General features: G+C 60.2%; 27 protein-coding genes. 8 read left to right on the forward strand and 19 right to left on the reverse strand.

All coding sequences use genetic code 11. The annotated features are described in order from the left end of the window. Positions 1 to 16: 16 nt before the first annotated feature. Genes ACWNZ3_RS16355 through ACWNZ3_RS16375 form a run of 5 tightly spaced genes read right to left on the reverse strand, consistent with a single transcriptional unit; the run spans position 17 to position 4,165 of the window. Complete coding sequence (locus ACWNZ3_RS16355) at positions 17 to 409, reverse strand: PTS sugar transporter subunit IIA (RefSeq protein WP_269367344.1); 393 nt, start codon at positions 407 to 409, stop codon at positions 17 to 19. Continuing rightward, positions 406 to 1,323, reverse strand: coding sequence for an RNase adapter RapZ (gene rapZ / locus ACWNZ3_RS16360; protein WP_274575991.1), 918 nt, complete (start codon positions 1,321 to 1,323; stop codon positions 406 to 408). The genes ACWNZ3_RS16355 and rapZ overlap by 4 nt, the downstream gene beginning before the upstream one ends. Then, positions 1,320 to 1,694, reverse strand: a complete 375-nt coding sequence (locus ACWNZ3_RS16365; RefSeq protein ID WP_496900592.1) for an HPr kinase/phosphorylase — start codon at positions 1,692 to 1,694, stop codon at positions 1,320 to 1,322. Before ACWNZ3_RS16365 ends, rapZ begins: the two co-directional genes overlap by 4 nt. A 53-nt stretch (positions 1,695 to 1,747) precedes the next feature. After that, on the reverse strand, positions 1,748 to 3,430 hold the full coding sequence (locus tag ACWNZ3_RS16370; protein WP_496900593.1) for a sensor N-terminal transmembrane domain-containing protein: 1,683 nt from the start codon (positions 3,428 to 3,430) through the stop codon (positions 1,748 to 1,750). 33 nt (positions 3,431 to 3,463) lie between these two features. After that, the gene (locus ACWNZ3_RS16375) at positions 3,464 to 4,165 is read right to left on the reverse strand and encodes a response regulator transcription factor (RefSeq protein ID WP_269367341.1); all 702 of its coding nucleotides are present in this window, start codon (positions 4,163 to 4,165) and stop codon (positions 3,464 to 3,466) included. A 385-nt stretch (positions 4,166 to 4,550) separates the two neighbouring features. On the opposite strand from ACWNZ3_RS16375, the gene ACWNZ3_RS16380 reads away from it, so the two are divergent. Further along, a complete protein-coding gene (locus ACWNZ3_RS16380; RefSeq protein WP_114273650.1) occupies positions 4,551 to 6,149 on the forward strand; it encodes a phosphoenolpyruvate carboxykinase in 1,599 nt (532 codons plus the stop codon). A 170-nt stretch (positions 6,150 to 6,319) separates the two neighbouring features. Here the strand turns inward: ACWNZ3_RS16380 and ACWNZ3_RS16385 are convergent, their stop codons facing one another. Together ACWNZ3_RS16385 and ACWNZ3_RS16390 are read right to left on the reverse strand one after the other, a co-directional pair. After that, the gene (locus ACWNZ3_RS16385) at positions 6,320 to 7,027 is read right to left on the reverse strand and encodes a hypothetical protein (RefSeq protein ID WP_496900594.1); all 708 of its coding nucleotides are present in this window, start codon (positions 7,025 to 7,027) and stop codon (positions 6,320 to 6,322) included. A 101-nt stretch (positions 7,028 to 7,128) separates the two neighbouring features. Continuing rightward, positions 7,129 to 8,055 carry a helix-turn-helix domain-containing protein gene (locus ACWNZ3_RS16390; protein ID WP_274575993.1) on the reverse strand — a complete coding sequence of 309 codons (927 nt, stop codon included), beginning with the start codon at positions 8,053 to 8,055 and terminating at the stop codon, positions 7,129 to 7,131. Positions 8,056 to 8,217: 162 nt separating this feature from the next. On the opposite strand from ACWNZ3_RS16390, the gene ACWNZ3_RS16395 reads away from it, so the two are divergent. Both ACWNZ3_RS16395 and ACWNZ3_RS16400 read left to right on the forward strand, forming a co-directional pair. Then, entirely contained in the window at positions 8,218 to 8,577 is a 360-nt protein-coding gene (locus ACWNZ3_RS16395) for a helix-turn-helix domain-containing protein (protein ID WP_269367353.1), read from the forward strand. A 344-nt stretch (positions 8,578 to 8,921) separates the two neighbouring features. Continuing rightward, positions 8,922 to 10,610: an acyl-CoA dehydrogenase family protein gene (locus ACWNZ3_RS16400; protein ID WP_496900595.1), complete on the forward strand. Its 1,689-nt coding sequence runs from the start codon at positions 8,922 to 8,924 to the stop codon at positions 10,608 to 10,610. On the opposite strand, the gene ACWNZ3_RS16405 is transcribed toward ACWNZ3_RS16400, so the two are convergent. Then, positions 10,607 to 11,821 carry an MFS transporter gene (locus ACWNZ3_RS16405; RefSeq protein WP_269367337.1) on the reverse strand — a complete coding sequence of 405 codons (1,215 nt, stop codon included), beginning with the start codon at positions 11,819 to 11,821 and terminating at the stop codon, positions 10,607 to 10,609. The two genes, ACWNZ3_RS16400 and ACWNZ3_RS16405, sit on opposite strands and share 4 nt — an antisense overlap. Positions 11,822 to 11,942: 121 nt before the next feature. Between ACWNZ3_RS16405 and ACWNZ3_RS16410 the strand changes: the two genes are divergently transcribed. After that, on the forward strand, positions 11,943 to 12,470 hold the full coding sequence (locus ACWNZ3_RS16410) for a TetR/AcrR family transcriptional regulator (protein ID WP_114273654.1): 528 nt from the start codon (positions 11,943 to 11,945) through the stop codon (positions 12,468 to 12,470). Then, positions 12,467 to 12,862, forward strand: coding sequence for an META domain-containing protein (locus ACWNZ3_RS16415; protein ID WP_240312961.1), 396 nt, complete (start codon positions 12,467 to 12,469; stop codon positions 12,860 to 12,862). The genes ACWNZ3_RS16410 and ACWNZ3_RS16415 overlap by 4 nt, the downstream gene beginning before the upstream one ends. On the opposite strand, the gene recO is transcribed toward ACWNZ3_RS16415, so the two are convergent. The 11 genes from recO to folK all read right to left on the reverse strand — a co-directional run bounded on the left by recO (position 12,846) and on the right by folK (position 21,644). Next, positions 12,846 to 13,571: a DNA repair protein RecO gene (gene recO, locus ACWNZ3_RS16420; protein WP_269367335.1), complete on the reverse strand. Its 726-nt coding sequence runs from the start codon at positions 13,569 to 13,571 to the stop codon at positions 12,846 to 12,848. The two genes, ACWNZ3_RS16415 and recO, sit on opposite strands and share 17 nt — an antisense overlap. Further along, complete coding sequence (locus ACWNZ3_RS16425; RefSeq protein WP_496900596.1) at positions 13,571 to 13,900, reverse strand: DUF1491 family protein; 330 nt, start codon at positions 13,898 to 13,900, stop codon at positions 13,571 to 13,573. The genes recO and ACWNZ3_RS16425 overlap by 1 nt, the downstream gene beginning before the upstream one ends. Before the next feature lie 60 nt (positions 13,901 to 13,960). After that, entirely contained in the window at positions 13,961 to 14,869 is a 909-nt protein-coding gene (era, locus tag ACWNZ3_RS16430; RefSeq protein ID WP_496900597.1) for a GTPase Era, read from the reverse strand. Beyond that, on the reverse strand, positions 14,866 to 15,552 hold the full coding sequence (gene rnc, locus ACWNZ3_RS16435; protein WP_269367332.1) for a ribonuclease III: 687 nt from the start codon (positions 15,550 to 15,552) through the stop codon (positions 14,866 to 14,868). Before rnc ends, era begins: the two co-directional genes overlap by 4 nt. Continuing rightward, positions 15,549 to 16,385: a signal peptidase I gene (lepB, locus tag ACWNZ3_RS16440; RefSeq protein WP_496900598.1), complete on the reverse strand. Its 837-nt coding sequence runs from the start codon at positions 16,383 to 16,385 to the stop codon at positions 15,549 to 15,551. The genes rnc and lepB overlap by 4 nt, the downstream gene beginning before the upstream one ends. A 102-nt stretch (positions 16,386 to 16,487) precedes the next feature. Next, entirely contained in the window at positions 16,488 to 16,889 is a 402-nt protein-coding gene (gene acpS / locus ACWNZ3_RS16445) for a holo-ACP synthase (RefSeq protein WP_496900599.1), read from the reverse strand. A gap of 54 nt (positions 16,890 to 16,943) precedes the next feature. Next, positions 16,944 to 17,693, reverse strand: a complete 750-nt coding sequence (locus ACWNZ3_RS16450; RefSeq protein WP_114273660.1) for a pyridoxine 5'-phosphate synthase — start codon at positions 17,691 to 17,693, stop codon at positions 16,944 to 16,946. A gap of 26 nt (positions 17,694 to 17,719) precedes the next feature. After that, the gene (locus tag ACWNZ3_RS16455; RefSeq protein ID WP_114273661.1) at positions 17,720 to 18,376 is read right to left on the reverse strand and encodes a DUF2062 domain-containing protein; all 657 of its coding nucleotides are present in this window, start codon (positions 18,374 to 18,376) and stop codon (positions 17,720 to 17,722) included. Between the two features lie 28 nt (positions 18,377 to 18,404). Continuing rightward, entirely contained in the window at positions 18,405 to 20,576 is a 2,172-nt protein-coding gene (locus tag ACWNZ3_RS16460; protein WP_269367331.1) for a RelA/SpoT family protein, read from the reverse strand. 30 nt (positions 20,577 to 20,606) lie between these two features. Beyond that, a complete protein-coding gene (gene rpoZ, locus ACWNZ3_RS16465; protein WP_114273663.1) occupies positions 20,607 to 20,960 on the reverse strand; it encodes a DNA-directed RNA polymerase subunit omega in 354 nt (117 codons plus the stop codon). A gap of 72 nt (positions 20,961 to 21,032) precedes the next feature. Continuing rightward, entirely contained in the window at positions 21,033 to 21,644 is a 612-nt protein-coding gene (gene folK / locus ACWNZ3_RS16470) for a 2-amino-4-hydroxy-6-hydroxymethyldihydropteridine diphosphokinase (protein WP_269367330.1), read from the reverse strand. Positions 21,645 to 21,773: 129 nt separating this feature from the next. On the opposite strand from folK, the gene ACWNZ3_RS16475 reads away from it, so the two are divergent. The 3 genes from ACWNZ3_RS16475 (at position 21,774) to ispH (ending at position 24,296) form a co-directional block, all read left to right on the forward strand. Continuing rightward, positions 21,774 to 22,319 (forward strand): LabA-like NYN domain-containing protein, encoded by a 546-nt coding sequence (locus tag ACWNZ3_RS16475; protein ID WP_269367329.1) that lies wholly within the window; start codon positions 21,774 to 21,776, stop codon positions 22,317 to 22,319. Between the two features lie 192 nt (positions 22,320 to 22,511). Next, positions 22,512 to 23,279 (forward strand): helix-turn-helix transcriptional regulator, encoded by a 768-nt coding sequence (locus ACWNZ3_RS16480; protein WP_269367328.1) that lies wholly within the window; start codon positions 22,512 to 22,514, stop codon positions 23,277 to 23,279. 66 nt (positions 23,280 to 23,345) lie between these two features. Next, on the forward strand, positions 23,346 to 24,296 hold the full coding sequence (gene ispH, locus ACWNZ3_RS16485) for a 4-hydroxy-3-methylbut-2-enyl diphosphate reductase (protein ID WP_496900600.1): 951 nt from the start codon (positions 23,346 to 23,348) through the stop codon (positions 24,294 to 24,296). The last annotated feature ends 71 nt before the right edge of the window (positions 24,297 to 24,367 follow it).

Here is a 24,367-nt window from a genome sequence, read left to right on the forward strand (position 1 = left end):
TCAGGACTTGGACTTTCTACTGCGCGCTCACGTTCTGGCTGTCGATGTACTTCTTACCAGCTTCAAGCGCCGCGCGCACGGCATCCGGTACATCCATCTGGCGGGATTTGGCCAGCTTGATCAGCATTGGCAGGTTCGCGCCATAGATGATCCGCCGGTTGGCCTGCTTGCAGGCCAGCAACGACAGGTTGGAGGGCGAACCGCCGAACAGATCGGTCACGACAACCACACCGGTCCCCTGGTCGACCTCATCGGCCGCTTCGCAAATTTCTTCCTGTTTGGCATCGCGGTCATGATCGGCGTGAATGGCAATGGCACGCACGCCGTTTTGTGATCCCACGACATGTTCGATCGCCGACAGGTATTCCTGTGCCAATCCTCCATGCGCTACAATCACAATGCCGATCAAGATGGTGCCTCTGCTATTCGTTGGCGATCCAGTTCGCGATGCCTTATTGACACCGGCCACCCTGCCTCTGCAAGACGCAAAGCATGGTCTTCGGCCATGGTCACAGAACGGTGTTGCCCGCCGGTACAGCCAAAGGCGATGGCAATATGGGATTTCCCCTCTTCGCGGTAGGCGGGCAGCAGATAAATACTCAGCTCCAGCACCTTCTGCGCAAAGGTATCGAACCGGGCGTCCTGCTTGACGTAATCGGCAACAGCGGCGTTTGTCCCGTTCAGCGCCTTGAGCTGCTTTTCATAATGGGGATTACGCAGGAAACGGCAGTCATAGACAATATCGACCCCGCGCGGCACGCCGCGCTTGTAGGAGAATGACTGCACCGAAACCGCAAGGTGGTGCTGGCCACCAGGGACGAACCACTTTTCAATATCCTCGCGCAGGCGGTGCACGCTGTAGGATGTCGTGTCGATCAGCACATCCGCGCGGTTGCGGATCGGGGCCAGCAGGTCACGCTCGCGGCGGATGCCCTCTTCCGGCTGGTCCACGGGGGCCAGGGGGTGGCGGCGGCGGGTTTCCGAAAACCGCTGCAAGAGCACTTCGGTCGAACAATCGAGATAGAGCAGTTCCGACGTCAGATCCGGGGCTGCGGCCAGTTGGCGCAGCAGATCCATCATCGCATCCAGCGAAAAATCCCGGTTGCGCGGATCAATGCCCAGCGCCATGGGGCTTGACCGTGCAGGCGCGGCCAGCAAGGCCGGCATCAGGCGCAGGGGCAGATTGTCTATTGCCTCATAACCCGCATCTTCCAGCACGTTGAGTGCAGTCGACCGCCCCGCACCAGCTTGTCCCGTGACCAGCACGATATGCGGATGCGTGGCGCGGCGGTCGGCAGACCCGGCTGAATCACTATCGTTCATTGCTCAGAACTTATGCTGCACCGCAGATAAAGCAAGATGGCAGCGGCGAAATGCGGGCCGTCGACCCGGTGCAGGCAGGGAATATCCAACCCCAGCACCTGATGGGTCCGGGCCGGCGGCAACCGGTCCTGCTCTGCCCGGGACAAATCAACAACCAGCGCCAGCGGCGTCGGCCCGGCACCTGGCACCCGCAGGATGCCCAGGCCGCGGGCTTCGATCATCCCGGCAATGCTTTCGGGCACATCCGCGACCACACCATCACCGCGCCGGGAAACCCGCGTTCTGTCATCGGCGACCAATGTCGCGCCAAGCGCAATCAATTGCAGCGCCAGGGCGGATTTTCCGGCCCCCGAAGGCCCGATGATCAACACCCCGCGATCCGCGATGCGGACCGTGCTGGCATGCAGGATGTCGGTTTCTCCGCTCAGGTCGGCAACCCGACGACAAAGCGCGCGCCCAGCGGGTCAGAGGTGATATCCGCCTCTGTCGGGCGAATGTTCTCGGCCCAGATCACACCGCCATGCGCTTCGACGATCTGCTTGGAAATCGCCAGCCCGAGGCCGGAGTTATTGCCAAAATGCTCTTCGGGACGTTGGGAATAAAACCGGGTGAAGATCTTGGAAAGTGCCTGTTCCGGAATGCCGGGGCCGGTATCCTCGACCACGACCAGAACCCGGTTCTCCCGCTTGCGCGCCCAGACCCGGATGGCATCACCGTCCTCGCAGAAGGAAATCGCATTGGTGATCAGGTTGACGAATACCTGCGCCAGCCGCGCCTCCAGCCCGTGCACGAGGATCGGGTCCGGGGGCAGATCAGTGATAAAGTCGATCCCCTTGCCCCTGGCTTCTTCGCCCAGGAATTCGCTGAGGTTTCCGATCATCTTGAGCAGGTTGAACTGTTCTTCCTCTTCCTTGACCAGTTCCGAATCCAGCCGGGAGGCGTTGGAGATGTCGCTGACCAGCCGGTCGAGGCGCCGCACGTCGTGGTCGATCACATCCAGCAGTTTTTCGCGCTGATCGTCACGTTTGACCATCCGCAGCGTCCCCACGGCGGACCGCAGAGAGGCCAGCGGATTCTTGATTTCATGTGCCACGTCGGCGGCAAATTGTTCGTTGCTGTCGATCCGGTTGTAAAGCGCCGAAACCATGCCGCGCAACGCCCCTGACAGGCGGCCAATCTCATCCGGTCGCGCGGTCAGATCGGGGATGCGAATCCGTCCGGGGTTTACCTTGCGCGCGTTCTTGTCACGCCCCAGCTCCGCCGCCGCCGACAGGTCCGCGAGCGGGTTGGCAATGGTCGATGCCAGAACAAGGCTCAGCCCGATGGACACCAGCGTGGCAATAACGAACATCTGCAACACGCGCTCGCGCTCGCCCCGGACCAGGCGGTCAATCTCCCCCGCCGCCGAAGCAATCGCGACAAAGCCGACGGGCTGACCGTTTTGCAGGATCGGCGTCATCACGGTGAACAGGGTGCCACCGTCAGCGTCAAAGTTGTTTTCGATCTGGGTCCCGCTTGCCGCCGCACCGGGGATCATGGATTTCAGCCTGTCCTCAATAGGGATTTCCGCGTCATCCGGGCCGCCAAACGGTGCCGATAATTTCGCCCACAGCCAGTTCAGGCCATCGGTCAGCAAGGTATGCTCTGCGACCTCAGACGGGCTGCCCATCTTGCCTTCGGTCTGGGAAATCAGCGTCTCGGCGGTGTCATATACATAGACCTCTACGCCGCTGCGCAGGTCGAGCGCGGACAGCGTGGCGGCGACATCCACACCATCACCCGTCGCGAGGTTCACCGGCGCATTGCTGGGCAGTTGCGCTTCGAACACATCTGCGATCAGCTCGCTTTCGGAGACCAGCGCCGAGGCACGTTGAACAGCCAGGCTGTCGCGGGATGAATTCAGATACAGGATGCCCGCGACCAGCACATTCAACGCAATCAGGTTGAATGTGATGATCTTGCGGGTCAGCGGTGACGAGCGCAACGAAAGCAGGCCGCGCCGTTCCCGGCGTGCCCGCATTTCGTCCGGCGCCTCGTTGTCCGGTGCGATCCAGTCATCGCCTAGAACAATATCGCCATCCCGTGAAGATGTGCTCGTGTCGCGCACAAAGTTCCTTTCGGCAATTGCCAAGGGCTTGCTCTATTCTTCGTTATATCTGTAGCCGATCCCATAAAGCGTCTCAATCGCCGAGAATTCGTCGTCGGCGGTCCGCATCTTCTTGCGCAGGCGCTTGATATGGCTGTCGATGGTCCGGTCATCGACATAGACCTGATCGTCATAGGCCACATCCATCAGCTGATCGCGGGATTTCACGAAACCGGGGCGTTGGGCCAAAGCCTGCAGCAGCAGGAACTCGGTCACGGTCAGGGACACTTCCTTGCCCTTCCAGCTGACCGCATGCCGCAGCGGGTCCATGCGCAGATCGCCGCGTTCCATCACCTTTGTCTCTTCGGTATCGCCGACCTCTCCGGTCTCCACCGCATCCTGACGGCGCAACAGGGCGCGAATGCGCTCAACCAGAAGGCGCTGCGAAAAGGGTTTCTTGACGTAGTCGTCCGCGCCCATCCGAAGGCCCAGAACCTCGTCAATCTCGTCATCCTTGGAGGTCAGGAAGATGACCGGCATCGCCGTTTTCTGGCGCAGCCGCTGCAGCAGGTCCATGCCGTCCATGCGCGGCATCTTTATGTCAAGAACTGCCATATCCGGCAGTTTCTTGTTGAAGGCGTCAAGTGCCGCCTGCCCGTCATTATAGGTTTCCACTTCGAAACCTTCGGCTTCCAGAGTCATCGAGACGGACGTCAGGATGTTCCTGTCGTCGTCAACCAATGCAATTTTAGACATTGCCCGCTTCCTTCTTATGCTGCTCAACATTCGTTTTTGATTTTTGATTTATAGAACCCCGAATGTGGCCACCGAATCAATCTCTAACTACGAATCACCGCGCTTCCACCCATAATTCGGCCACAATTTGGTTAGGAATGGCTAAATTGCCGCACTTTTTCATGGACATCAGCCGGCCTGCCCGCCCCGGACACCGCCTGCCCGGAACCTCTTTGAGCACCCTTTCCGCCAAAGTTTGCCATGATGGCGCTAACTGCGACAAACCTGCCTGTTCTTATCTTGAAACCTCGTGTTAAGAGGCGCTGCATGACCCTAGATGGTCGCAGGCTGACTGCCTGAGCAACCTTGATTTGCGCAATTTCCGCGCGCCTGCAGGAGAAAATACATGACATTTGGACGGGTAAACCCGCAGTTCCGCCTTGAGGATCAACAGATCGCGGGGCTGGGCAATGTCTATTACAACCTGATGGAACCAGCTCTGATCGAGACCGCGGTGAAACGTGGTGAAGGCACGCTTGGCAATGGCGGCTCATTCCTGGTGACCACCGGCAAGTTCACAGGCCGGTCCCCCAAGGACAAGCATGTGGTCAAGACCGACAGCGTCGTCGACACGATCTGGTGGGAAAACAACGCCGCCATGTCGCCCGAAGGCTTCGATGCGCTTTATGATGACATGATTGCCCATATGCAGGGCAAGGATTACTTCGTGCAGGATCTGGTCGGCGGCGCCGATCCCCGCCACGCGATCAACGTCCGCATGGTCACCGAACTGGCCTGGCATGGTCTGTTCATCCGCACCATGCTGCGGCGTCCGGACCGCGCGGACCTGGACGATTTCACCGCCGATTTCACAGTGATCAACTGCCCGACCTTCCAGGCCGACCCAAAGAAACATGATTGCCGTTCCGAAACGGTGATCGCGATGAACTTTGACCGCAAGCTGATCCTGATCGGCGGCACCGAATACGCGGGCGAGAACAAGAAATCCGTCTTTACCCTGCTCAACTATCTGCTGCCGGAAAAGAACATCATGCCGATGCATTGTTCCGCCAACCACGCCACCGGCAACCCGGTGGACACGGCGGTCTTCTTTGGCCTGTCCGGCACCGGCAAGACGACCCTGTCCGCCGATCCCCAGCGCACGCTGATCGGCGATGACGAACACGGCTGGTCAGACAACGGCACCTTCAACTTCGAAGGGGGCTGCTATGCCAAGACGATCAACCTGTCTCCGGAGGCAGAGCCGGAAATCTATGCCACCACCACCAAATTCGGCACAGTGATCGAGAACATGGTCTATGACGAAGAGACCAAGGAACTGGATTTCGAAGATGACAGCCTGACAGCCAACATGCGCTGCGCCTATCCGCTGCATTATATCTCCAATGCCAGCAAGAAGGCCCTGGGCGGCCATCCGAAAAACATCATCATGCTGACCTGCGATGCCTTTGGTGTCCTGCCCCCCATCGCACGGTTGACCCCCGCGCAGGCGATGTACCACTTCCTGTCCGGCTTCACCTCCAAGGTCGCCGGCACCGAACGTGGCGTGACCGAGCCGGAGCCCACATTCTCCACCTGTTTCGGCGCGCCTTTCATGCCGCGACGCCCAGAAGTCTATGGCAACCTGCTGCGCGAGAAGATCGCCCAGCACGGTGCGACCTGCTGGCTGGTGAACACCGGCTGGACCGGCGGCGCCTATGGCACCGGCAGCCGGATGCCGATCAGGGCCACCCGGAACCTGCTGACCGCTGCACTGGACGGTTCGCTGGCGGATGTGAAATATCGCAAGGACCCCAACTTTGGCTTCGAAGTCCCCGTATCGGTCGACGGTGTGCCGGATATCCTGCTGGACCCGCGCCGCACCTGGGACAACCCCGAAAGCTATGATCGCCAGGCGGTCAAGCTTGTCACGATGTTCTCGGAAAACTTCGGCCAATACATGGCGCACATTGATGACGACGTAAAAGCAGCCGCTATCGGCTAAGGCTTTATGCCGGTTTCCTGTTATCCCGGCTTGGGGTGACAGCGTGCCAGTTTCGCGTCAAATGCGCTCACAAAAAAAATCGCCCTCGCAGCAGTTGCGAGGGCGTTTTTGATTTGGCAACGACGGTTCCGACAAGAACCATGGCTTGGATGCTGGCGCGTCTGTCCGGTTCAGGCCACCAGTTCTTCGACCGGGATATCCAGCATGAAGCGGGCGTCCTCACGGCTGAGGTAAACCATGAAGGCTTCCAAAAGCTGTTCACGGCCATGGACAGCCCATTTCAGCGCGCCGGGTTCGGTATGCATATAGCCCACACGCTCGGAGAACCCTTTGAAGGCCACGGCACGCAACATGAAGCCGAATATCCAGTCGGGATCCCAGCGGTTGACCGCTTCGAGGATGCCCGCACGCGTCAGCACGCTGGACAGACCGGTGCCACGATACAGCCCGTCGTCCGGGGCCATCCAGACCTCACCATGGTAAACGGCATCGCCGTTGATCCGATGGGCACCGGGTGAAGCCCGATACCGCGACCGGCCCAGATCGACACCGGGAATGGGCGGCGGGAAATTCTGATAATTCCGCATCAGATAGGTGCTGAGCGCGACATCCTGAAGACTGATTGTCTTGAACGCCTGGGTATGGATCAATTCGCCAAACTGGTTGCGACCGATCAGCCAGAAACCCGTTTCCGCACCGAGATCGTGGTAATCAGGGTTGAATGGATCGCCAAGCTTTTGCGCGGGACGCTCTTCCTCGACGACGGTCTTATAAATCTCAAAGTCGCTGCCGACTGTGATCTCTATTTTGCTGGCCCCCAGAATGTTCCCGCTTGTCGCAATGAAGGGCGCCGCATTGCTTGGGAATTGAACAGTCATGACTATTGGTCTCCTTAGCCGCCTGACCACAGGTTACGCCAAGAAGTAGAAAAACACCCGTAAATTGAATCGAATTTGTCAAAATTAAGGCAGCAACTCGTTCAAGTCATGGAAATCTCCTCGAATTTTGCCTCATTTTTGTCGAATTCCTGCATCCCAATATCCACCAAACCGGCCAGTTTTTCGGGCTCAAGGTTGCGAATCAGGACCTTCGGAGTAGGCACAACAAGGGTCATGACCGCCGGTGATCCGTCTGGGAAAAAGCCTGCCATCATAAGGCGTTGATATGCGATTGGCACCCAGCCTTCACCGTCCGGACGGGGCATTCGGGTGAATACATGATCCAGCCGGGCAAGCTGCGTTGCCTGCACATCGTGAAACGCCTGATTGAGCATATGGCCGAATTCTTCGCCTGCAGGCAGCAAGGCAATGGGTCGGCCGATGCTCGAACGGGCATAATCCAGCCCAAACCATCCCACATAGGCCGACCGTTCACCAAATTCGACACAGAGCCATTCTGTCCCTGATTCGCGGTACACGAGAAGATAGGGCCGGACATGGGCCAGATTATCGCTCTCAATCTGGCCGCAGGACATGGACCAGGCCCGAAAGGTTTCACGCAGCAGAAGGGACGAGTCATCCCATATCAGGCCGATCGGTTTCTGCTCCTGGTAGAAATCCCATTCGCCGACATGGGCCTGCAGAAACTGAAGGTTCCCATGCGACGAGGACGCGCCGCGCAGCCATGTCTTGCCCCGCGCAAGGACATCCTTTGCACCGGCAAGGCTTGCCTCGCCTTTCTCGCTCAGCTGATAACGCCGGTCATCCACGACAAACAACGGTGCACCCAGCTCCGCCTCAAGCGAGGCAATGTGTCGGCGCAATGTCTGCCTTGTGCTGCCCAACTCCTTAACAGCATGGCTCAGGTTCAAAGTTCGGGCAAGCGTGACAAATGACCGGATCATCTCGAAAAGCAGTGCAGGCGGCGCGCTTTCGATATCATTCGGTGTTACGTCGATGTCGGTCATGGGTTTATTCATCAACGAAAATCGTAAACCAATCACCCATTAATGCAACAAATATCACCCATCTACATCACATTCGTGATCAGAAAATAACAGAATCTACGCAATTGAACGAAATGGGGAAACTCGCGATTAAAGTGTATGTTCAACCAGAGGTTTGAAGTTATGACCCATCCTGTAGACGCCCATGTGGGCAAAAAACTTAAGCAAATTCGGACTCTGCGCCGCCTTTCGCAAACAGATGTAGCACGAAAGCTCCAACTCTCGTTTCAGCAAATTCAGAAATACGAGATCGGTTCAAACCGGGTTGCCGCCAGCCGTCTTTTCGAGCTGTCGCAAATCCTGGATGTTCCGCCGTCCTACTTCTTTGAGGGGCTGCATGACAATGCGAACACCGCCCCCAATGCTGACCCGAGCATGGAAATCGTCTCTGCGCTGGCGTCCATCAAGGACGATGCCGTGAAAACCCGGATCGTCACCTTTATCGAAGACGTTTCCGGCGTCACGGTTGCACGTCAGGTGTAAGATGGCTGCAGGGCTCCCCTGCAGCTGTCGCAAGATTTCATTATAAATCAGGCCCGTTTGGGCATCATCCTTTGCCAAGCGCCCGCTGTTTCGACACGTGGTTGTTCTGAAAGCAGCCGGGCGCCAACCCGGCGGCGAAACCCAATCTCAACATTGATTTGGCCGCCGTGACGGCCAAAGATAGGGTAGCCGCCTGTCAACGCTCGTTTTTTGCGTGGTGTCATGCAGGAAAGAAACAATCGGCTGCGCAATTTTAGAACAAATTTCCGCAGCGAAACGTATCTTTGTTGTGCTGCGACTGCGAAGAGGCTAAGTGGTCACCCAGCAGAAAAGGGATGATATACATGGCACATGATGGTCAGGACCTGACGAAACTGAATGCACCTGTGATACTGGACGACCTGCTGGCGCTTACCGCAGCAGCGGTTGGCCCGGTTGATACCATCCTTGAAAAGGCCAAGGTCAGCCTGCGCGCGATGGTCAGCGCCGATGGCCGGGTGTCGGCCGATCTGATCGAACAGAATCAGACCGCAGCCCATGGCCTTGCCTGGCTGGCCACCTACGCCCAATCCCTGCGCCAGATGCAGAAATGGGCCGAAGCGCTGGAATCGAACGGAAAGTTCGGCGAGATCGAGCAGCTGATCCACCAGATCGCATTTGGCGAATATCTCTGGCAGATCTACGGCGGCATCCAGATGAACCAGGGCGAAATCCTGCGCCTGCAGGACCTGGGCCTGTCGCAGGATGACATGCGGGGCCTGATGGAACCCGCGATCATGACGCTGACCCAGGGCGGCAACACGCAGGCCGCGCGGGTCCGTCTTGTCGCACTCATGCAGGAGCAATCCGCAAACATCACCATGGGGGCCACCGGCCTCGATGACGAGTTGGAGATGATTCGCGAGCAATTCCGCCGCTATGCGGTCGAAAAAGTCGAACCATTTGCCCATGACTGGCACCTCAAGGATGAGCTGATCCCGATGGAGGTGATCACCGAACTGGCCGAAATGGGTGTCTTTGGCCTGACCATCCCCGAGGAATACGGCGGCTTTGGCCTGTCCAAGGCCTCGATGTGCGTGGTCTCGGAGGAACTTTCACGCGGATATATCGGTGTTGGCTCCCTTGGCACCCGGTCTGAAATCGCGGCGGAACTGATCATCGCGGGCGGCACGGATGCGCAGAAAGAGAAATGGCTGCCGCGCATCGCCTCTGCAGAAACCCTGCCCACGGCGGTGTTTACCGAGCCGAACACGGGTTCCGACCTCGGCAGCCTGCGCACACGCGCGGTCAGGGACGGCGACGACTACAAGATCACCGGCAACAAGACCTGGATCACACATGCCGCGCGCACCCATGTGATGACCCTGCTCGCCCGGACAGACCCTGACACCACCGACTACCGCGGCCTGTCGATGTTCCTTGCCGAAAAGACCCCCGGCGATGACGCCAACCCCTTCCCCACCGAAGGCATGACCGGCGGCGAAATCGAGGTCCTGGGCTATCGCGGCATGAAGGAATACGAACTGGGCTTTGACGGTTTCCACGTCAAAGGGGAAAACCTGCTGGGCGGCGAAGAGGGCAAAGGCTTCAAACAGCTGATGGAGACGTTTGAATCCGCGCGCATCCAGACAGCGGCCCGCGCCATCGGCGTGGCGCAATCGGCAATGGATATCTCCATGCAATATGCGCAGGACCGCAAGCAATTCGGCAAGGCACTGATCAACTTCCCGCGTGTGGCATCGAAACTGGCCATGATGGCGGTCGAGATCATGATTGCACGGCAACTGACCTATTTCTCTGCCTTTGAAAAGGACGAGGGCCGCCGCTGCGATGTGGAAGCCGGGATGGCCAAGCTGCTGGGCGCACGGGTCGCCTGGGCCGCCGCCGACAACGGGTTGCAGATCCACGGCGGCAATGGCTTTGCCCTGGAATACAAGATCAGCCGCGTGTTGTGTGATGCCCGCATCCTGAACATCTTTGAAGGGGCCGCCGAAATCCAGGCGCAGGTCATCGCACGGCGGTTGCTTGGCTAGGTAGAAAACCTCGGCCTTGCCTCCCCCAGGCGCGGGTGCAAACCCCGCGCCAGCCAGGCCGCCCACAACATCCCGCCCCCGCAGACCGCAAACAGACCTGCGATCGGCATGCTCAACAGCACCAGACCCGCCACCGCAGGTGTCACGATCCCCGAGGCATCGCGGTAGCTGGAATAAACCGCCGACATTTCCGTCCTCTCCGACGGTTTCACCGCCATCAGGAACGGCAGCGAGCCGCAGACATCCAGCATGATCAGCAGCACGGATGCGATATAGAGGCTCGCCACCGCCATCCAGGGGGAGGCTGTCAACATCCATCCCCCGATGAAAAAGGCACCCCCCACGGCGAAGGCCCCGCTGACGGCGTTGCGCACGCCGACCCGGCGCACCACCACCATCAGCAGCGGTGCCGCGAACAATGTCATGTTCGAGGCCGACAGCGCCGCCGCTCCCACCGCATTGCCCAACCCGTTTTCCACGCAATAGATCGGCAGATATACGACATAGACCCACCAGCCGCAGGACCGGATCACCGCAAACAGCCAGCCCGCCACCAGCCGGGGTTGATGCACGAAGCGACCGAGGTAGGCCAGCGGCTGCGGCGCCTGCGACCGCGCGCGGGTGATCTGTTTGCCATTGCCCATCCGCAGCCGCCAGAACATCGCCATCTGCACCAGGGCAAACAGCCCCGCTACAATGAAGGGTGCCGGTGTCCACCAGTTCAGCAACCAGACCCCGGTGATCGGCCCCACAACCCAACTTGGCCCGCTGAACAGCAGCCGCATAGATTCAGACCGCGCCAGGTTGGTCCGCGCCACGTAATCAAGCACATAGGCGTTCAGACAGACCGCGCAGGTCACCGTCCCGAGGCTGAGCACACCCAGCGCCAGCGCACTGAGAACCGGCACCTGGGTCAGGGCCAGGGCAACACCCAGAAGATAGAAGGCCGTCCCCGCAGTATACATCCAGCGCCGCATCAGGAGCGCCGCCAGCGATGGAACCATCAGCCCGAACAGCAGCGACACGATCCCGACGCCAAGGTAAATCCAGCTCACCAGGCTGGCATCCGGATAGGCACGGTATATCACCAGGGGCATCACCGACATCAGCATCCCGCGCACGCCCGCCTCCAGCCCTGCAAGAATCGCAAAATCGCGGACCTGTGGAAGGTGCAAATGGGTAAGCGGCAATGGCGCGCGTGGACTGATCATGCCTGTTTCTTGATCACATGGCATCCGGCCCGTCGCAGCATTACGCGACAATTCGCGTGTCGGAAACATTGCTTCGCGTGACGGCTTGCGCTGACCGTGGCCCGGCCCTATCCACTGGCGCATGAATACAACGCGGCTCAATTCGGACAGGTGGATCGCGGCGGGGTTCGACGCCCTGCGGCAGGCGGGCCCGCAGGCGCTTGCCGCCGAGCCCCTGGCCCGCAGGCTGGGCACGACCAAAGGGTCATTTTACTGGCATTTCAAGGATGTGCCCGCCTATCACGCGGAACTGCTCGCCCGCTGGCAGACAGATGCGCTGGCGCAATTGGCGGATTTGCGACAGCAGGACGGTGCCGCCAACCGCAGGCTGCGCGACTTTGGCCTTGGGATGCTGGCCGACCCCACCGAGCCCTCTCTGCGGGTCTGGGCGCAAAGCATGCCCGACGTGGCCCGCGCCCTCGCCCGGATCGACGCGGAAAGGCTGTCCCATCTGGAGGATCTGCTGCGCCAGCTGGGCCTGGGCAACCCCGACTTTGCCCGCGCGCTGCTGGCCTCCCTGATCGGCCTGCCTCAGGTCCCGGCATCCGGTGACGAGACCTCTGCGGCGGCTTTTGAAATCCTTGTCGATACCGTATTGGCACTCGAATGATGAAAATCCACCTGCCGCTTCTGGCGCTGTTTGCCCTCGCGGCCTGCGACAGCGACGAAACCCTGCGTGGCCATGGTGCCGCTGACAAGGAATGGCGCCTGGTCGAATTGCAGGACGCCGCCTTTGCCGCCACCGCCACACTCACTTTCCCTGAAAAGGGCGTGGTCAGGGGTCAGGGCCCCTGTAACGGTTTTTCGACCACCAATACCGTGCCCTACCCGTGGTTCGATGCAGGCCCGATCCTCGCCACGCGACGCGCCTGTCCGGACCTTGCCGCCGAAAGCGCCTATTTCACCCTGCTGGAGGCCGCCACCCTGTCAGAGGTGCTGGGTGACACGCTGACATTGTCGGATGACAGCGGCGTGTTGCTGACGTTCAAAGCCGCCGACTGAAGGCTTCGACGAAACGCGCCCGCGCTTCGGGCAGGGGCTTGTCGCCAAGATCCCGTGCCAGATGAGCCTCCAGAAAATATCCGGTGGTGCGAAAGGCCGCGGCAATCTCAATGTCCTCTGCGTCACCCTGCCCGCGCAGCACATCCGGCAGCGGCAACAGCCGCTCGGCCCAGTCGCCGGCCCCTTTTGCTGACACCGCCCGCCCGGATTTGGGGGACACATACACCAGTTTCTCCGTGGTCCCCGTCACCGCGCAGGACGACAGATCAAGCCCATAGCCCATCTCCTCAAGCAGCCCCAGCTCCCATTGCAGATAGGCCAGCGGCCAGATCTCATTCTGCCCCAGCAGATCAAGCAGTCGCTCCGTCCGGTGATAAAGCCCCGGATGCGCCTCACGCTCCGGCAGGCAAAAGGACAGGATCGCGGTAACCGCATTCAACCCGGCCAGCGCCAGCCGGTCCGACATCACCAGGGCAGCCCGGCTGCGCAGCGGTTCGACGGTAAAGGCACCGATATGGTCTTCCAGCCGCGCGCGCCATGCTACGTCAAGCTGCGCACCGGGCTGCAGGTGCGGCGCGATCTTGCGGCTGGTGCCGCCGCGCACCACGCCCAGATGCCGCCCCTGTGCCGCTGTGAACATTTCGATGATGGCGGATGTCTCCCCGTGGCGCCGCACCCCAAGCAATATGCCCTGACCGCGCCATTCCATCAGGCCAGGCCTATTTCATCCAGCAGGTGCCGCCCCTGACGGTCCTCGACCTCTATCACCCATAGATCGGGGTCAAAACCCCGCTGCCGCGCCACCGTGTCATCCACCGCGCGCTCGGCACCGCTGCTCAGCTCGACCCAGCGACGCTCCCCGGTCATCAGGTCGAATGACCGCTGGAACAACACGGCATTGCCATCCAGCGTCGCAAGCTTGACCAGCACCGCACCGCCGGTGTCATCGCCATGCGCAACCACAAAGGCCGGGATATCGCTCAGCCGCAACCGCGCCAGATAGGCGTCGACCCAGAATCGTGCGGTCAGACGGGGCACGCCATCCCCCGCTTCATTGTTCCAAAAATACACTCTTCCGGCGCAACATTCCGGCCGGGCTCACCCGTTGCCATCTTTGAAATCCAGACCCATTTCGGTATAGCGCTCCGCCTCGTCCAGCCAGTTCGCCCGAACCTTGACCTGCAGGAACAGGTGAATGCGCCTGCCCAGGAATTCCTCCAGCTCTTCCCGCGCGGCCTTGCTGACCTGTTTGATGGTCTCGCCCTTGTTGCCCAGGACAATGCCCTTGTGGCCTTCGCGAATGACATAAATCAGCTGATCGATCCGGGCGGAACCATCCTTGCGCTCTTCCCAGTTCTCCGTCTCAACCGTCAATTGATAGGGCAATTCCTGATGCAGCCGCAGGGTCAGTTTCTCGCGGGTCATCTCAGCGGCGATCATGCGCAACGGCAGGTCCGCGATCTGATCCTCGGGGTACAGCCAGGGCCCCTGCGGAACCTCACCCGCAAGCCATTGCCGCAGGGCGTCCACGCCATGTCCCCGCTCGGCAGAGATCATGAAGGTCTCCGCAAAGTCATAACGGGCGTTCAGGTCCTTGCTGAGACCCAGCAGAACCGGCGCCTCCACCCGGTCGATCTTGTTGATCGCCAGAGCCACCTTGCGGCCCTCGCCGATATCGCCCAGGCCTTCGAGAATGCGTTCGACCCCTTCGGTAACCCCGCGATGGGCCTCGACCAGCAGGACAACCACATCGGCATCCGCGGCCCCGCCCCATGCGGCGGCCACCATCGCACGGTCCAGCCGGCGGCGCGGCTGGAACAGCCCCGGCGTATCCACAAAGACGATCTGGGCCTCCCCTTCCATCGCCACCCCCCGGATCCGGGCCCGGGTGGTCTGCACCTTATGGGTGACGATGGAGACTTTCGCCCCCACCATGCGGTTGAGCAGGGTGGATTTACCCGCGTTGGGTTCTCCGATCAGGGCAACGAATCCGGCACGGGTGGTCATGTGTTGTTCTCCAGCTGCCTGAGCAGCGTGCTTGCAGCTTCCTGTTCGGCTGCGCGTTTCGACGGGGCGGTTGCCCGTGCCTGTTTGCCGTTTTCCAATCGCGCCTCGATGGTAAAGACCGGGGCATGATCGGGGCCGCTGCGGTTGGTCTGGACATATTGCGGCGGCGCCAGCTTGCGCGCTTGCGCCCATTCCTGCAAGGCCGTCTTGGCATCGCGGGCATCCTCCTCGACAGTGTCGATCCGAGCGCCCCAAAGCCGCAGAACCAGCGCCTTGGCCACGTCAAAGCCACCATCCAGGTAGACGGCGGCAATCACCGCCTCGATCGCATCCCCCAAAAGCGCCAGCTTGCGCCTGCCACCGGAGATCATCTCGGACCGGCCGAGCTTCAGAACCTTTCCCAGATCAATCTCGCGCGCCACATCCGCGCAGGTTTCCTTGCGGACCAGGGCGTTGAAACGCGGGGCCAGTTGCCCCTCCGTCGCCCCGGTATCCAGCGCCAGCAGCGCCTCTGCCATGACCAGCCCCAGAACCCGGTCGCCCAGGAACTCCAGACGCTGGTTGTCGTCCCGGTTGGCCGAAGACATCGAGGCATGGGTCACCGCGCGGACCAGAAGAGCTGGATCGGCAAACTGGTGGCCGATGCGCTCTTCGAAGGCCTTGAGGTCCGCGCTCAGTTTCATTTCACCGCTTTGAAGAACCGGTCGCCGCGCCAGGTCCAGAAAAACAGCATCGACCGGCCGGCAGAGCTGAACATGATACGATCCGCCCGGCCGATCAGGTTTTCGAAAGGTACGAAACCAACGCCGCCCGCCTGCTGCGCCAGACGGCTGTCGGCAGAATTGTCGCGGTTGTCACCCATGAAGAAATAATGCCCTTCGGGCACGTTATATATCCCGGTGTGGTCCGACTGCTGATCGCCGATGTTCAGGATCGCGTGGGACACGCCATTCGGCAGGGTCTCGATCCGGCGGCTCTTGATGCAGGTGCCGCCCTCGCCCACGGGTCCATTCTCGCACCGGGGGCGCAAACCCTGCGGGCCCTGCGCGGTCATCTCTTCCTCAAAGACACCTGCGTCTTTCAGCGCCACGGGTTCGCCGTTGATGTGCAGCACACCCGCCTTGACCTGAACCGTATCGCCGGGAAGGCCGATCAGCCGCTTGATATAGTCGCGGCCCGAAACCGGGTGGCGGAAGACAACCACATCGCCGCGTTCGGGCTCGCTCCCGAACAGGCGTGTGTTCTCGCCGTCAAAGACACCGCAGATGTCCTTGGCATCCACCTCGATGCCAAAGCGGGGCAGCATCAGGCTGGGACAGGAGGCATAGGAATAGCCATAGGCCATCTTGTTCACGAAAAGAAAATCACCGATCAGCAATGTTTCCTTCATCGAACCGGAGGGAATCCAGAACGGCTGAAAGAACAATGTTCGGAACACGCCTGCGATCAACAGTGCATAGACGATTGTTTTGACGGTTTCGACAAAGGCGTTGCCTGTCTTTTCCTTCTCGGCCATTCGGCGCTTTCCTTTATGCTCGGGCTTGAGGGTACATGCGCAGGGACAGCGCTACTGTCAAGGGAGGGTGCGCCCGGGTGAGCGGAAGCGGCACGCCGCAGTTCAGGAGAGCGGGCGCGCTTCGATCACGACAAAGGCCTGCGCCCAGGGATGATCATCTGTCAGGGTCACATGGATGATCGCTTCATGGCCCGGCGGGGTCATCTCGTTCAGGCGTTCCGCCGCCCAGCCGGTCACCGCCATCACCGGCTGGCCGGTTGCAAGGTTGCTGACAGCCATGTCGCGCCAGCTGATCCCCATGCGCAACCCGGTGCCCAGCGCCTTGGAACAAGCCTCCTTCGCGGCCCAGCGTTTGGCATAGGTTCCGGCCACATCCTTGCGACGTTCGGCCTTTCGTTGCTCGACTTCGGTAAAGACCCGGTTTCGAAATCTGTCACCAAAACGGTCAAGCGTGGCCTGAATGCGTTCGATATTTGCCAGGTCGGTGCCGATGCCCAGGATCATGAGGAAACCTTTCGCACAGAGGTCACGCCCCGTTCGGCGCAACACCGACCTTGCTCATGACCGTGCTTCATCCATCAGCCGACGCATTTCCGCAATGGCAGGTTCCAGCCCCAGGAAAATCGCTTCCCCGATCAGGAAGTGGCCGATGTTCAGCTCGCGCACCTCGGGAAAGGCGGCAACGGGCGACACCGTGTCATAGGTCAGCCCATGCCCGGCATGCACTTCCAGCCCCAGGCCATGCGCCATGGTCGCCATTTCCTGAAGGCGGCGCAATTCCTCCTGAGCCTCATCGAACCGCCCCTCTGCATAGGCGTCGCAATAGGCACCCGTATGCAGTTCGATCACTTCCGCACCAATCCGGTTGGCAGCCTCGATCTGGCGCTGATCGGCGGCGATAAAGATGGATACCCGGCATCCCGCATCCCGCAGCGGCGCGATGAAATGGGCCAGCCTGTTTTCCTCGCGCGCCACGTCCAGCCCGCCTTCGGTGGTGCGTTCCTCGCGCTTTTCCGGCACGATGCAGACCGCATGTGGCTGGTGGCGCAGGGCGATCTTCTGCATCTCGTCGGTCGCGGCCATCTCAAAGTTCAGCGGCACCGAGAGCACATCCATCAGCCCCTCGATATCAGCGTCCGAGATGTGGCGCCGGTCTTCGCGCAGATGCGCGGTAATGCCGTCGGCACCTGCCTTTTCGGCAATCTTTGCCGCGCGCAGCGGATCGGGGTATTGGCCGCCCCGCGCATTCCGGACGGTCGCCACATGGTCAATGTTCACGCCCAGTCTGAGCTTTTGTTGTTCCGCCATATCCAACCCCCTCGTTGATCCACAAACTAATCCACTTTGCGCTTGGCATCAGCCTTAAGTGCCGTTTTTTGCTTCAGCGCCTCGAACTTTGCCTTGATCATCCCCTTGCGCCGTTTCTGATAGGCGCGCAACAGCGGCACCATGAGGTAATAGGACAGGGTGGCAAAGAAAATGCCGGGCAGGATGCCCCCGATCAGATAGGGATAGAAAATCTGTTGGACAAAGACCACGATGCCCGACCAATCCATGTCGGCATTCGTGAACATCGCCCGCAGGTTCCACCAAAGATCGCCCCCGGCATCGGCGAACTTGCCGCCGAAAGATCGGTGGTCGCCCTCGGGCAAATGCGATCCCAGAACGAAATGCCCGGTTTGCAGCGCCATCACACCGATCGGTACATAGGTCAGCGGATTGCCAAAGAAGGTCCCCATCAGGGCGGCCAGCACATTGCCCTTCATCAGTTTCGCCAGCAGCGCGGCGATCAGGAAATGCAGGCCATAGAAAGGTGTGAACGCCGTAAAGACACCTGCCCAGATCCCGCGGGCGATACGTTCCGGGCTGTCGGGCAGCCGTTTCATGCGGTGTTTGACGTAGTGAAACGCACGCGTCCATCCGCCGCGGGGCCAAAGGAACTCGGCCATCGCGCGCAATGTCGGTTTCGGATCACGGCGTTTGAAAATCAAATCCAGTTTCCAATTTCATTATGGCCGCTCAATTGTCCTGGCGTTTGAGCGATGCCTGCGTATCCGCCTTTTCGGGCAGATCCTTGTTCCTGTAGCGGCTGATTTGCGCGACTTCGCTTTCCGCCTCCAGCGTCAGCATCAGTGAATGCAGATGCGCAATGTCTCTTAATTCCACATAGATCAACAAACGATAAAAGTCAGGCCTGCGCTCAAGAAATGTCAGGTCCGAAATATTGGCTGCGGCTTCTCCGATCAATGTACAGATGCGGCCCAGCGCGCCCGCGCCATTGCCCAGGGTGATGTCCAGCACCGCCTCGTAAACGGCGGGATGGTTGCCGTCATGCCAGCGCAGGTCCAGCCATCTGTCCGGCTGTTCCTCATAGGCCGACAGACGGTCGCAATCAATCGCATGCACGGTCACGCCCCGGCCACGGAACATGATGCCGATGATCCGCTCACCGGGAAGCGGGTTGCAGCACGGAGCACGGTCAAAGGATTGTCCGGGCTCCAGACCGATGACTGCGCGGGCCTTGTCGATATGATCGCCCTCGCGCGGGGCGAGATCCGCATAAACCGCCCGCACGACTTCGCGGCCCGACAATTCGGAACTGCCCAGCCGCGCCAGGACTTCCTCGGCACTATCAAGACGCATGTTCTTGGCCGCCGTGCGCAGCACCTTGTCGGTCACCCGCTTGCCCACATGGGCAAAGGCAGAGCGTGCCAGTTCCTGCCCCAGTTTGATGAACCTTTCGCGGTCCACTTCCCTGAGCGAGCGCCGGATGGCTGTCTTGGCCTTGCCGGTGGTTGCGATATCCAGCCAGGTCACCTGCGGGGTCTGGCCCTGCGCGGTGATGATCTCGACCGACTGGCCGTTCTTGATCCGGGTCCAGAGCGGCACGCGCATGTGATCCACCTTGGCCCCGACGACGGCATTGCCGATCCTTGTGTGGATCGCATAGGCGAAATCAATCGGCGTGGCCCCGCGCGGCAGCTTCACCACGTCCCCCTTGGGGGTAAAGCAGAAGACCTTGTCCGCATACATCTCCAGCTTGACCGCTTCGAGGAAATCCTCGTGGTTTTCCTCCGCGTCGAACTGCTCTGTCAGTTGCGAAATCCACTTGGCCGGATCCACGGCAAAGGGGTTTCTCGACCGCACCCCGTCGCGGTAGGACCAATGCGCCGCCACGCCTGTTTCGGCCACATCATGCATCTGGCCGGTTCTGATCTGCACTTCGACCCGTTTGCCGTCCCGACCGGAAACGGTGGTATGGATGCTGCGGTATCCGTTCGACTTCGGCTGGCTGATATAATCCTTGAACCGTCCCGGCACCGCGCGCCAGCGCTGGTGGATCGCGCCCAGCGCACGATAGCAGTCTTCTTCGTTCTCCGCGATCACGCGGAAACCGTAGATGTCGGACAGCCGGCCAAAGCTCTGTTCCTTTTCTTCCATCTTGCGCCAGACAGAATAGGGCTTCTTGGCACGGCCAAAGACTTCGGCCTCGATCTTGGCCTTGGCCAGTTCGGTCCGCATGTCGCCGGTGATCCGCTGGATCACATCGCCGGTCTCGCGCTGGAGCGTGATGAAGCGGCGGATGATGCTTGCGCGCCCTTCGGGGTTGAGCACGCGAAACGCCAGATCCTCCAGTTCTTCGCGCATCCACTGCATGCCCATCCGGCCGGCAAGCGGCGCATAGATGTCCATGGTTTCGCGCGCCTTCTGCCCCTGCTTGTCGGCGCGCATCGCCTTGATGGTGCGCATGTTGTGCAGGCGGTCGGCGAGTTTCACCAGGATGACGCGCAGGTCTTTCGACATCGCCATGAAAAGCTTGCGAAAGTTCTCGGCCTGCTTGGTCTCGGAAGAGTTCAGCTGCAGGTTGGTCAGCTTGGTCACGCCATCGACAAGCTCGGCCACCTCGCGGCCAAACTTCTTCTCCACATCCGCATAGGATGCCTTGGTGTCCTCGATGGTGTCGTGCAAAAGCGCCGTGATCAGCGTGGCATCGTCAAGCCGCTGTTCGGTCAGTATCGCCGCCACGGCGACCGGATGCGTGAAATACGGCTGGCCCGAGTGGCGGAACTGCCCTTCGTGCATTTCCGCGCCAAACTCAAACGCGGCGCGGATCAGTGTCTCGTTCGATTTCGGGTTGTAGGCTTTGACCAGGCGAATCAGATCGTCGGCAGTTGTCTCGGCGCTTTCCATGCCATCTGCCCCATGCGCCCGTTACCGGGGTTACCCCTGCCCCTGTGCCGCCATCAGCTGACGCAGCAGCATTTCTTCGGACATGCTGTCTTCTTCGGGCTTGTCCTGCTCCTGACCCATCAGAAGCGCCATGGCGTCATCTTCGGGCTCGTCCACTTCGATCTGGTTCTGGTTGCTTTCGATCAGACGCTCGCGCAGGTCATCTGCGGCCTGCGTTTCCTCGGCGATTTCACGCAGGGAGACGACGGGATTCTTGTCATTGTCGCGGTCCACAGTAACGGCGGAACCGGCAGAGATTTCGCGTGCCCGGTGGGCCGCAAGCATGACAAGCTCAAAACGATTCGGAACCTTGTCGACACAATCTTCTACGGTAACGCGGGCCATTTAGGTGCTCCCATCTGAAAGAGGCGGTAAGAAGAGGCTTACCTAGGCGTGTTCGCGCTGATTTACAAGCGGCTATTCGATTCGTTTGACCGCCTCGACATCTGCCCGGGGCAGGGCCGCCAACAGGTCCCTGACGGATTTCTGCAGCACCGGATGGATCCAATCCGGCGCAATTTCTGCAAGCGGGACCAGAACAAACGCCCGATCCTGCAGGCGCGGGTGCGGCAGGATCAATTGATCCGGCGCCTGTTGTGCCTGCTGATCAAGGGGCAACGCGCCCCAGCGCCGGTAGGTCTCCAGATCCGGCAGCACCTGGTCGCCAACTGCCAGCAGATCAATATCCAGCGTCCTTTGCCCCCAGCGCACCTTGCGCTTCCTGCCCATTTCCGCCTCGATTTTGTGCAACAGGTCAAGAAAGGCCTGTGCTCCCCCTGAAAATTCGACCTGTGCTGCGGCATTCACAAAATCGGGACCTGACCCCGCAGGGAAGGCCGGAGTAAGAAAAAATGAAGAAACTTGGCGAATCACTGTGCCCTGTGCTTCAAGCGCGGCAAGCGCCGCAGAAAGGGTTTGATCGGGTGAACCAAGGGCTGACTTTTGGTTTGCTCCAAGCGCCAGCAAGGCGTTTTGGCCATGAATGAGCGGACGACCGCCCTTTTCCCCGTTACTCGTGGCTTGAAGCATGGCCAAAAATCCTTAGTTATGCGCGTTATCTAATCGCGCGATCTTCTGGTCATAGTTGAATTTTGAGCCACAAAGCACGTTAGACCAAATTTGATTGCATGGCGAAGTCCTCGCCGAAAGGAAACCAGAATGTTTTACAAGGATGAGCGTCTTGCGCTGTTCATAGATGGCTCAAACCTCTATGCAGCGGCAAAAACACTCGGCTTTGACATCGACTACAAGTTGCTGAGAGCTGAGTTCATGAGGCGCGGCAAGCTGCTGCGTGCTTTCTATTACACGGCGCTTCTGGAAAACGACGAATATTCGCCGATCCGTCCGCTGGTCGACTGGCTGAACTACAATGGCTTTTCGATGGTCACAAAACCGGCCAAGGAATACACCGACAGCATGGGCCGCCGGAAGGTGAAGGGCAACATGGACATCGAACTGGCCGTGGATGCGATGGAACTTGCGCCCCGCGTGGACCACATCGTCATCTTTTCCGGAGATGGCGATTTCCGGCCACTGGTCGAAAGCCTGCAACGGCAGGGCGTCCGGGTGTCGGTCGTGTCCACAATCCGCAGCCAGCCACCGATGATCTCCGACGATCTGCGCCGCCAGGCCGACAATTTCATCGAACTGGAAGACTTGCGTGAAGTGATCGGCCGGCCGCCTCGCGACAATTCACCGGAATAATCCCAACTCATCGGAATACTCCCTACAGAATTCAACCCGCAATAGCACACCGAAGACTCTGAAAGCCTTCGGTGTGCAAAAATTCTTAAATTTGGCAGGGATACTATACATCACGGGCTTCCGTGCCCCCGCCGCCCTTCCTACACTGCTGCGAAATAATTGCGATCCCCCGAAAAGGGGGGGGAGGAAACCATGCTGGTGAACAGAGCGGCAACGCTTGAACGGATTGACGATGCCGACGCCCTTTGGGACGCGACAGTCGCAACACTGGCCAGTGCCGGTTTCGACCACGCGATCTATCTCACGGTCTCATCCGATTTCACCGCGCCTTTCCTGCGCTGCACCGCCCCCGAAGTCTATGCCCAGCGCCCACCGGAGCAAGACCCCTTCCTGCGCTATGTCTGCGAAAGCTACCGCATCCTTCCACTGGGCGCAGAATTCATTGACGCCCATCCTTATGTAACAGACACCGAGCGCAGTTTCATCGAGAGCGCGGCGGAGGCGGGAATGCGCTCCTGTCTGGGGATACCCATGCGGCTCAGGGGGTCCGACCGCTTTGGCGGCTTCATCGTCGGCACAGGCCGGGACAAGACCAGTTTCATGGAAAAGGTGTTTCCTCGGGCCGAGGAGATCAGGCTGTTCTGCCTGCTGGTCCACCGCCGCTTCGAAGAACTGACAACGCAGAATGCCACGCCTGTGCCGGAGACATCGAAAAACGGGGAGTTCTCCAAATTCCTGATCGCGCCGGAACTGCCGGAACCCTTTGAAATGCTCAGCCCGCGTGAGCGGGAAATTGTCTACCTTCTGGCACAGGGCCGCAGCAGACAGGAAACCGCTGAACTCTGCACCATTTCGGTACATACCGTGTCAGATTACGCAAAATCCGCCTATCGCAAGCTGGGCGTCAACAACCGGGCGCAGGTCGCGGCGCTGATTTACCAGGGCGATGCCGCCCCCTGACCCGGCAGGTCTCTGGACCTGCGGCGCATGAATGCCTAAGTCTGGCCCATGCCGCAGGAGACCCCGATGACAAAACCCGCCCTCACGCTCTACCTTGCCGCCCCGCGCGGTTTCTGCGCGGGCGTGGACCGCGCGATCAAGATCGTCGAGATGGCGCTGGAGAAATGGGGCGCGCCGGTCTACGTGCGCCATGAAATCGTGCATAACAAATTCGTCGTCGACGGGTTGCGCGACAAGGGCGCGGTCTTTGTCGAGGAACTTGCCGAATGCCCCGATGACCGCCCGGTGATCTTTTCGGCCCATGGCGTGCCGAAATCGGTGCCAAATGCCGCCCAGGCCCGCAACATGATCTATGTCGATGCGACCTGCCCGCTGGTCAGCAAGGTCCACATCGAGGCGCAGCGTCACGCCGACAACGGATTGCAGATGATCATGATCGGCCATGCGGGCCACCCCGAAACCGTGGGCACCATGGGCCAGCTGCCCGAGGGCGAGGTCTTGCTGGTAGAAACGTCTCAGGATGTCGCGGCGATCGAGGTCAGGGATGAGCAGCGTCTGGCCTATGTCACCCAGACAACGCTCAGCGTGGATGACACTGCGGATATCGTCGCGGCGCTCAAGGCCCGCTTCCCTGCAATCGTCGGGCCGCACAAGGAAGACATCTGTTACGCGACAACCAACCGCCAGGAGGCGGTCAAGGCGATGGCGCCGAAATGCGACGCGATACTGGTTGTCGGTGCCCCGAATTCCTCCAACTCGAAGCGGCTGGTCGAAGTCGGTGCGCGCGCCGGCTGCAGCTATGCGCAACTGGTCCAGCGCGCCGATGACATCGACTGGCGCGCGCTTGAGGGGATCACATCCATCGGCATCACCGCCGGCGCCTCTGCCCCCGAAGTGCTGATCGACGAAGTGATAGATGCCTTCAGGACCCGGTTTGACGTCACTCAGACACTGGTGGAAACGGCACAGGAAAACGTGGAATTCAAGGTTCCCCGGATTTTGCGCAAGGCAGGCTGAGCGGGTGCCTTTTCGGTCTCACTCGCCTGCGGTTGAACCAAATCGCAATCACCCTGCCCCGCCGGTTTGCA

It is taken from the genome of Sulfitobacter sp. IGS-18 (assembly GCF_059628195.1).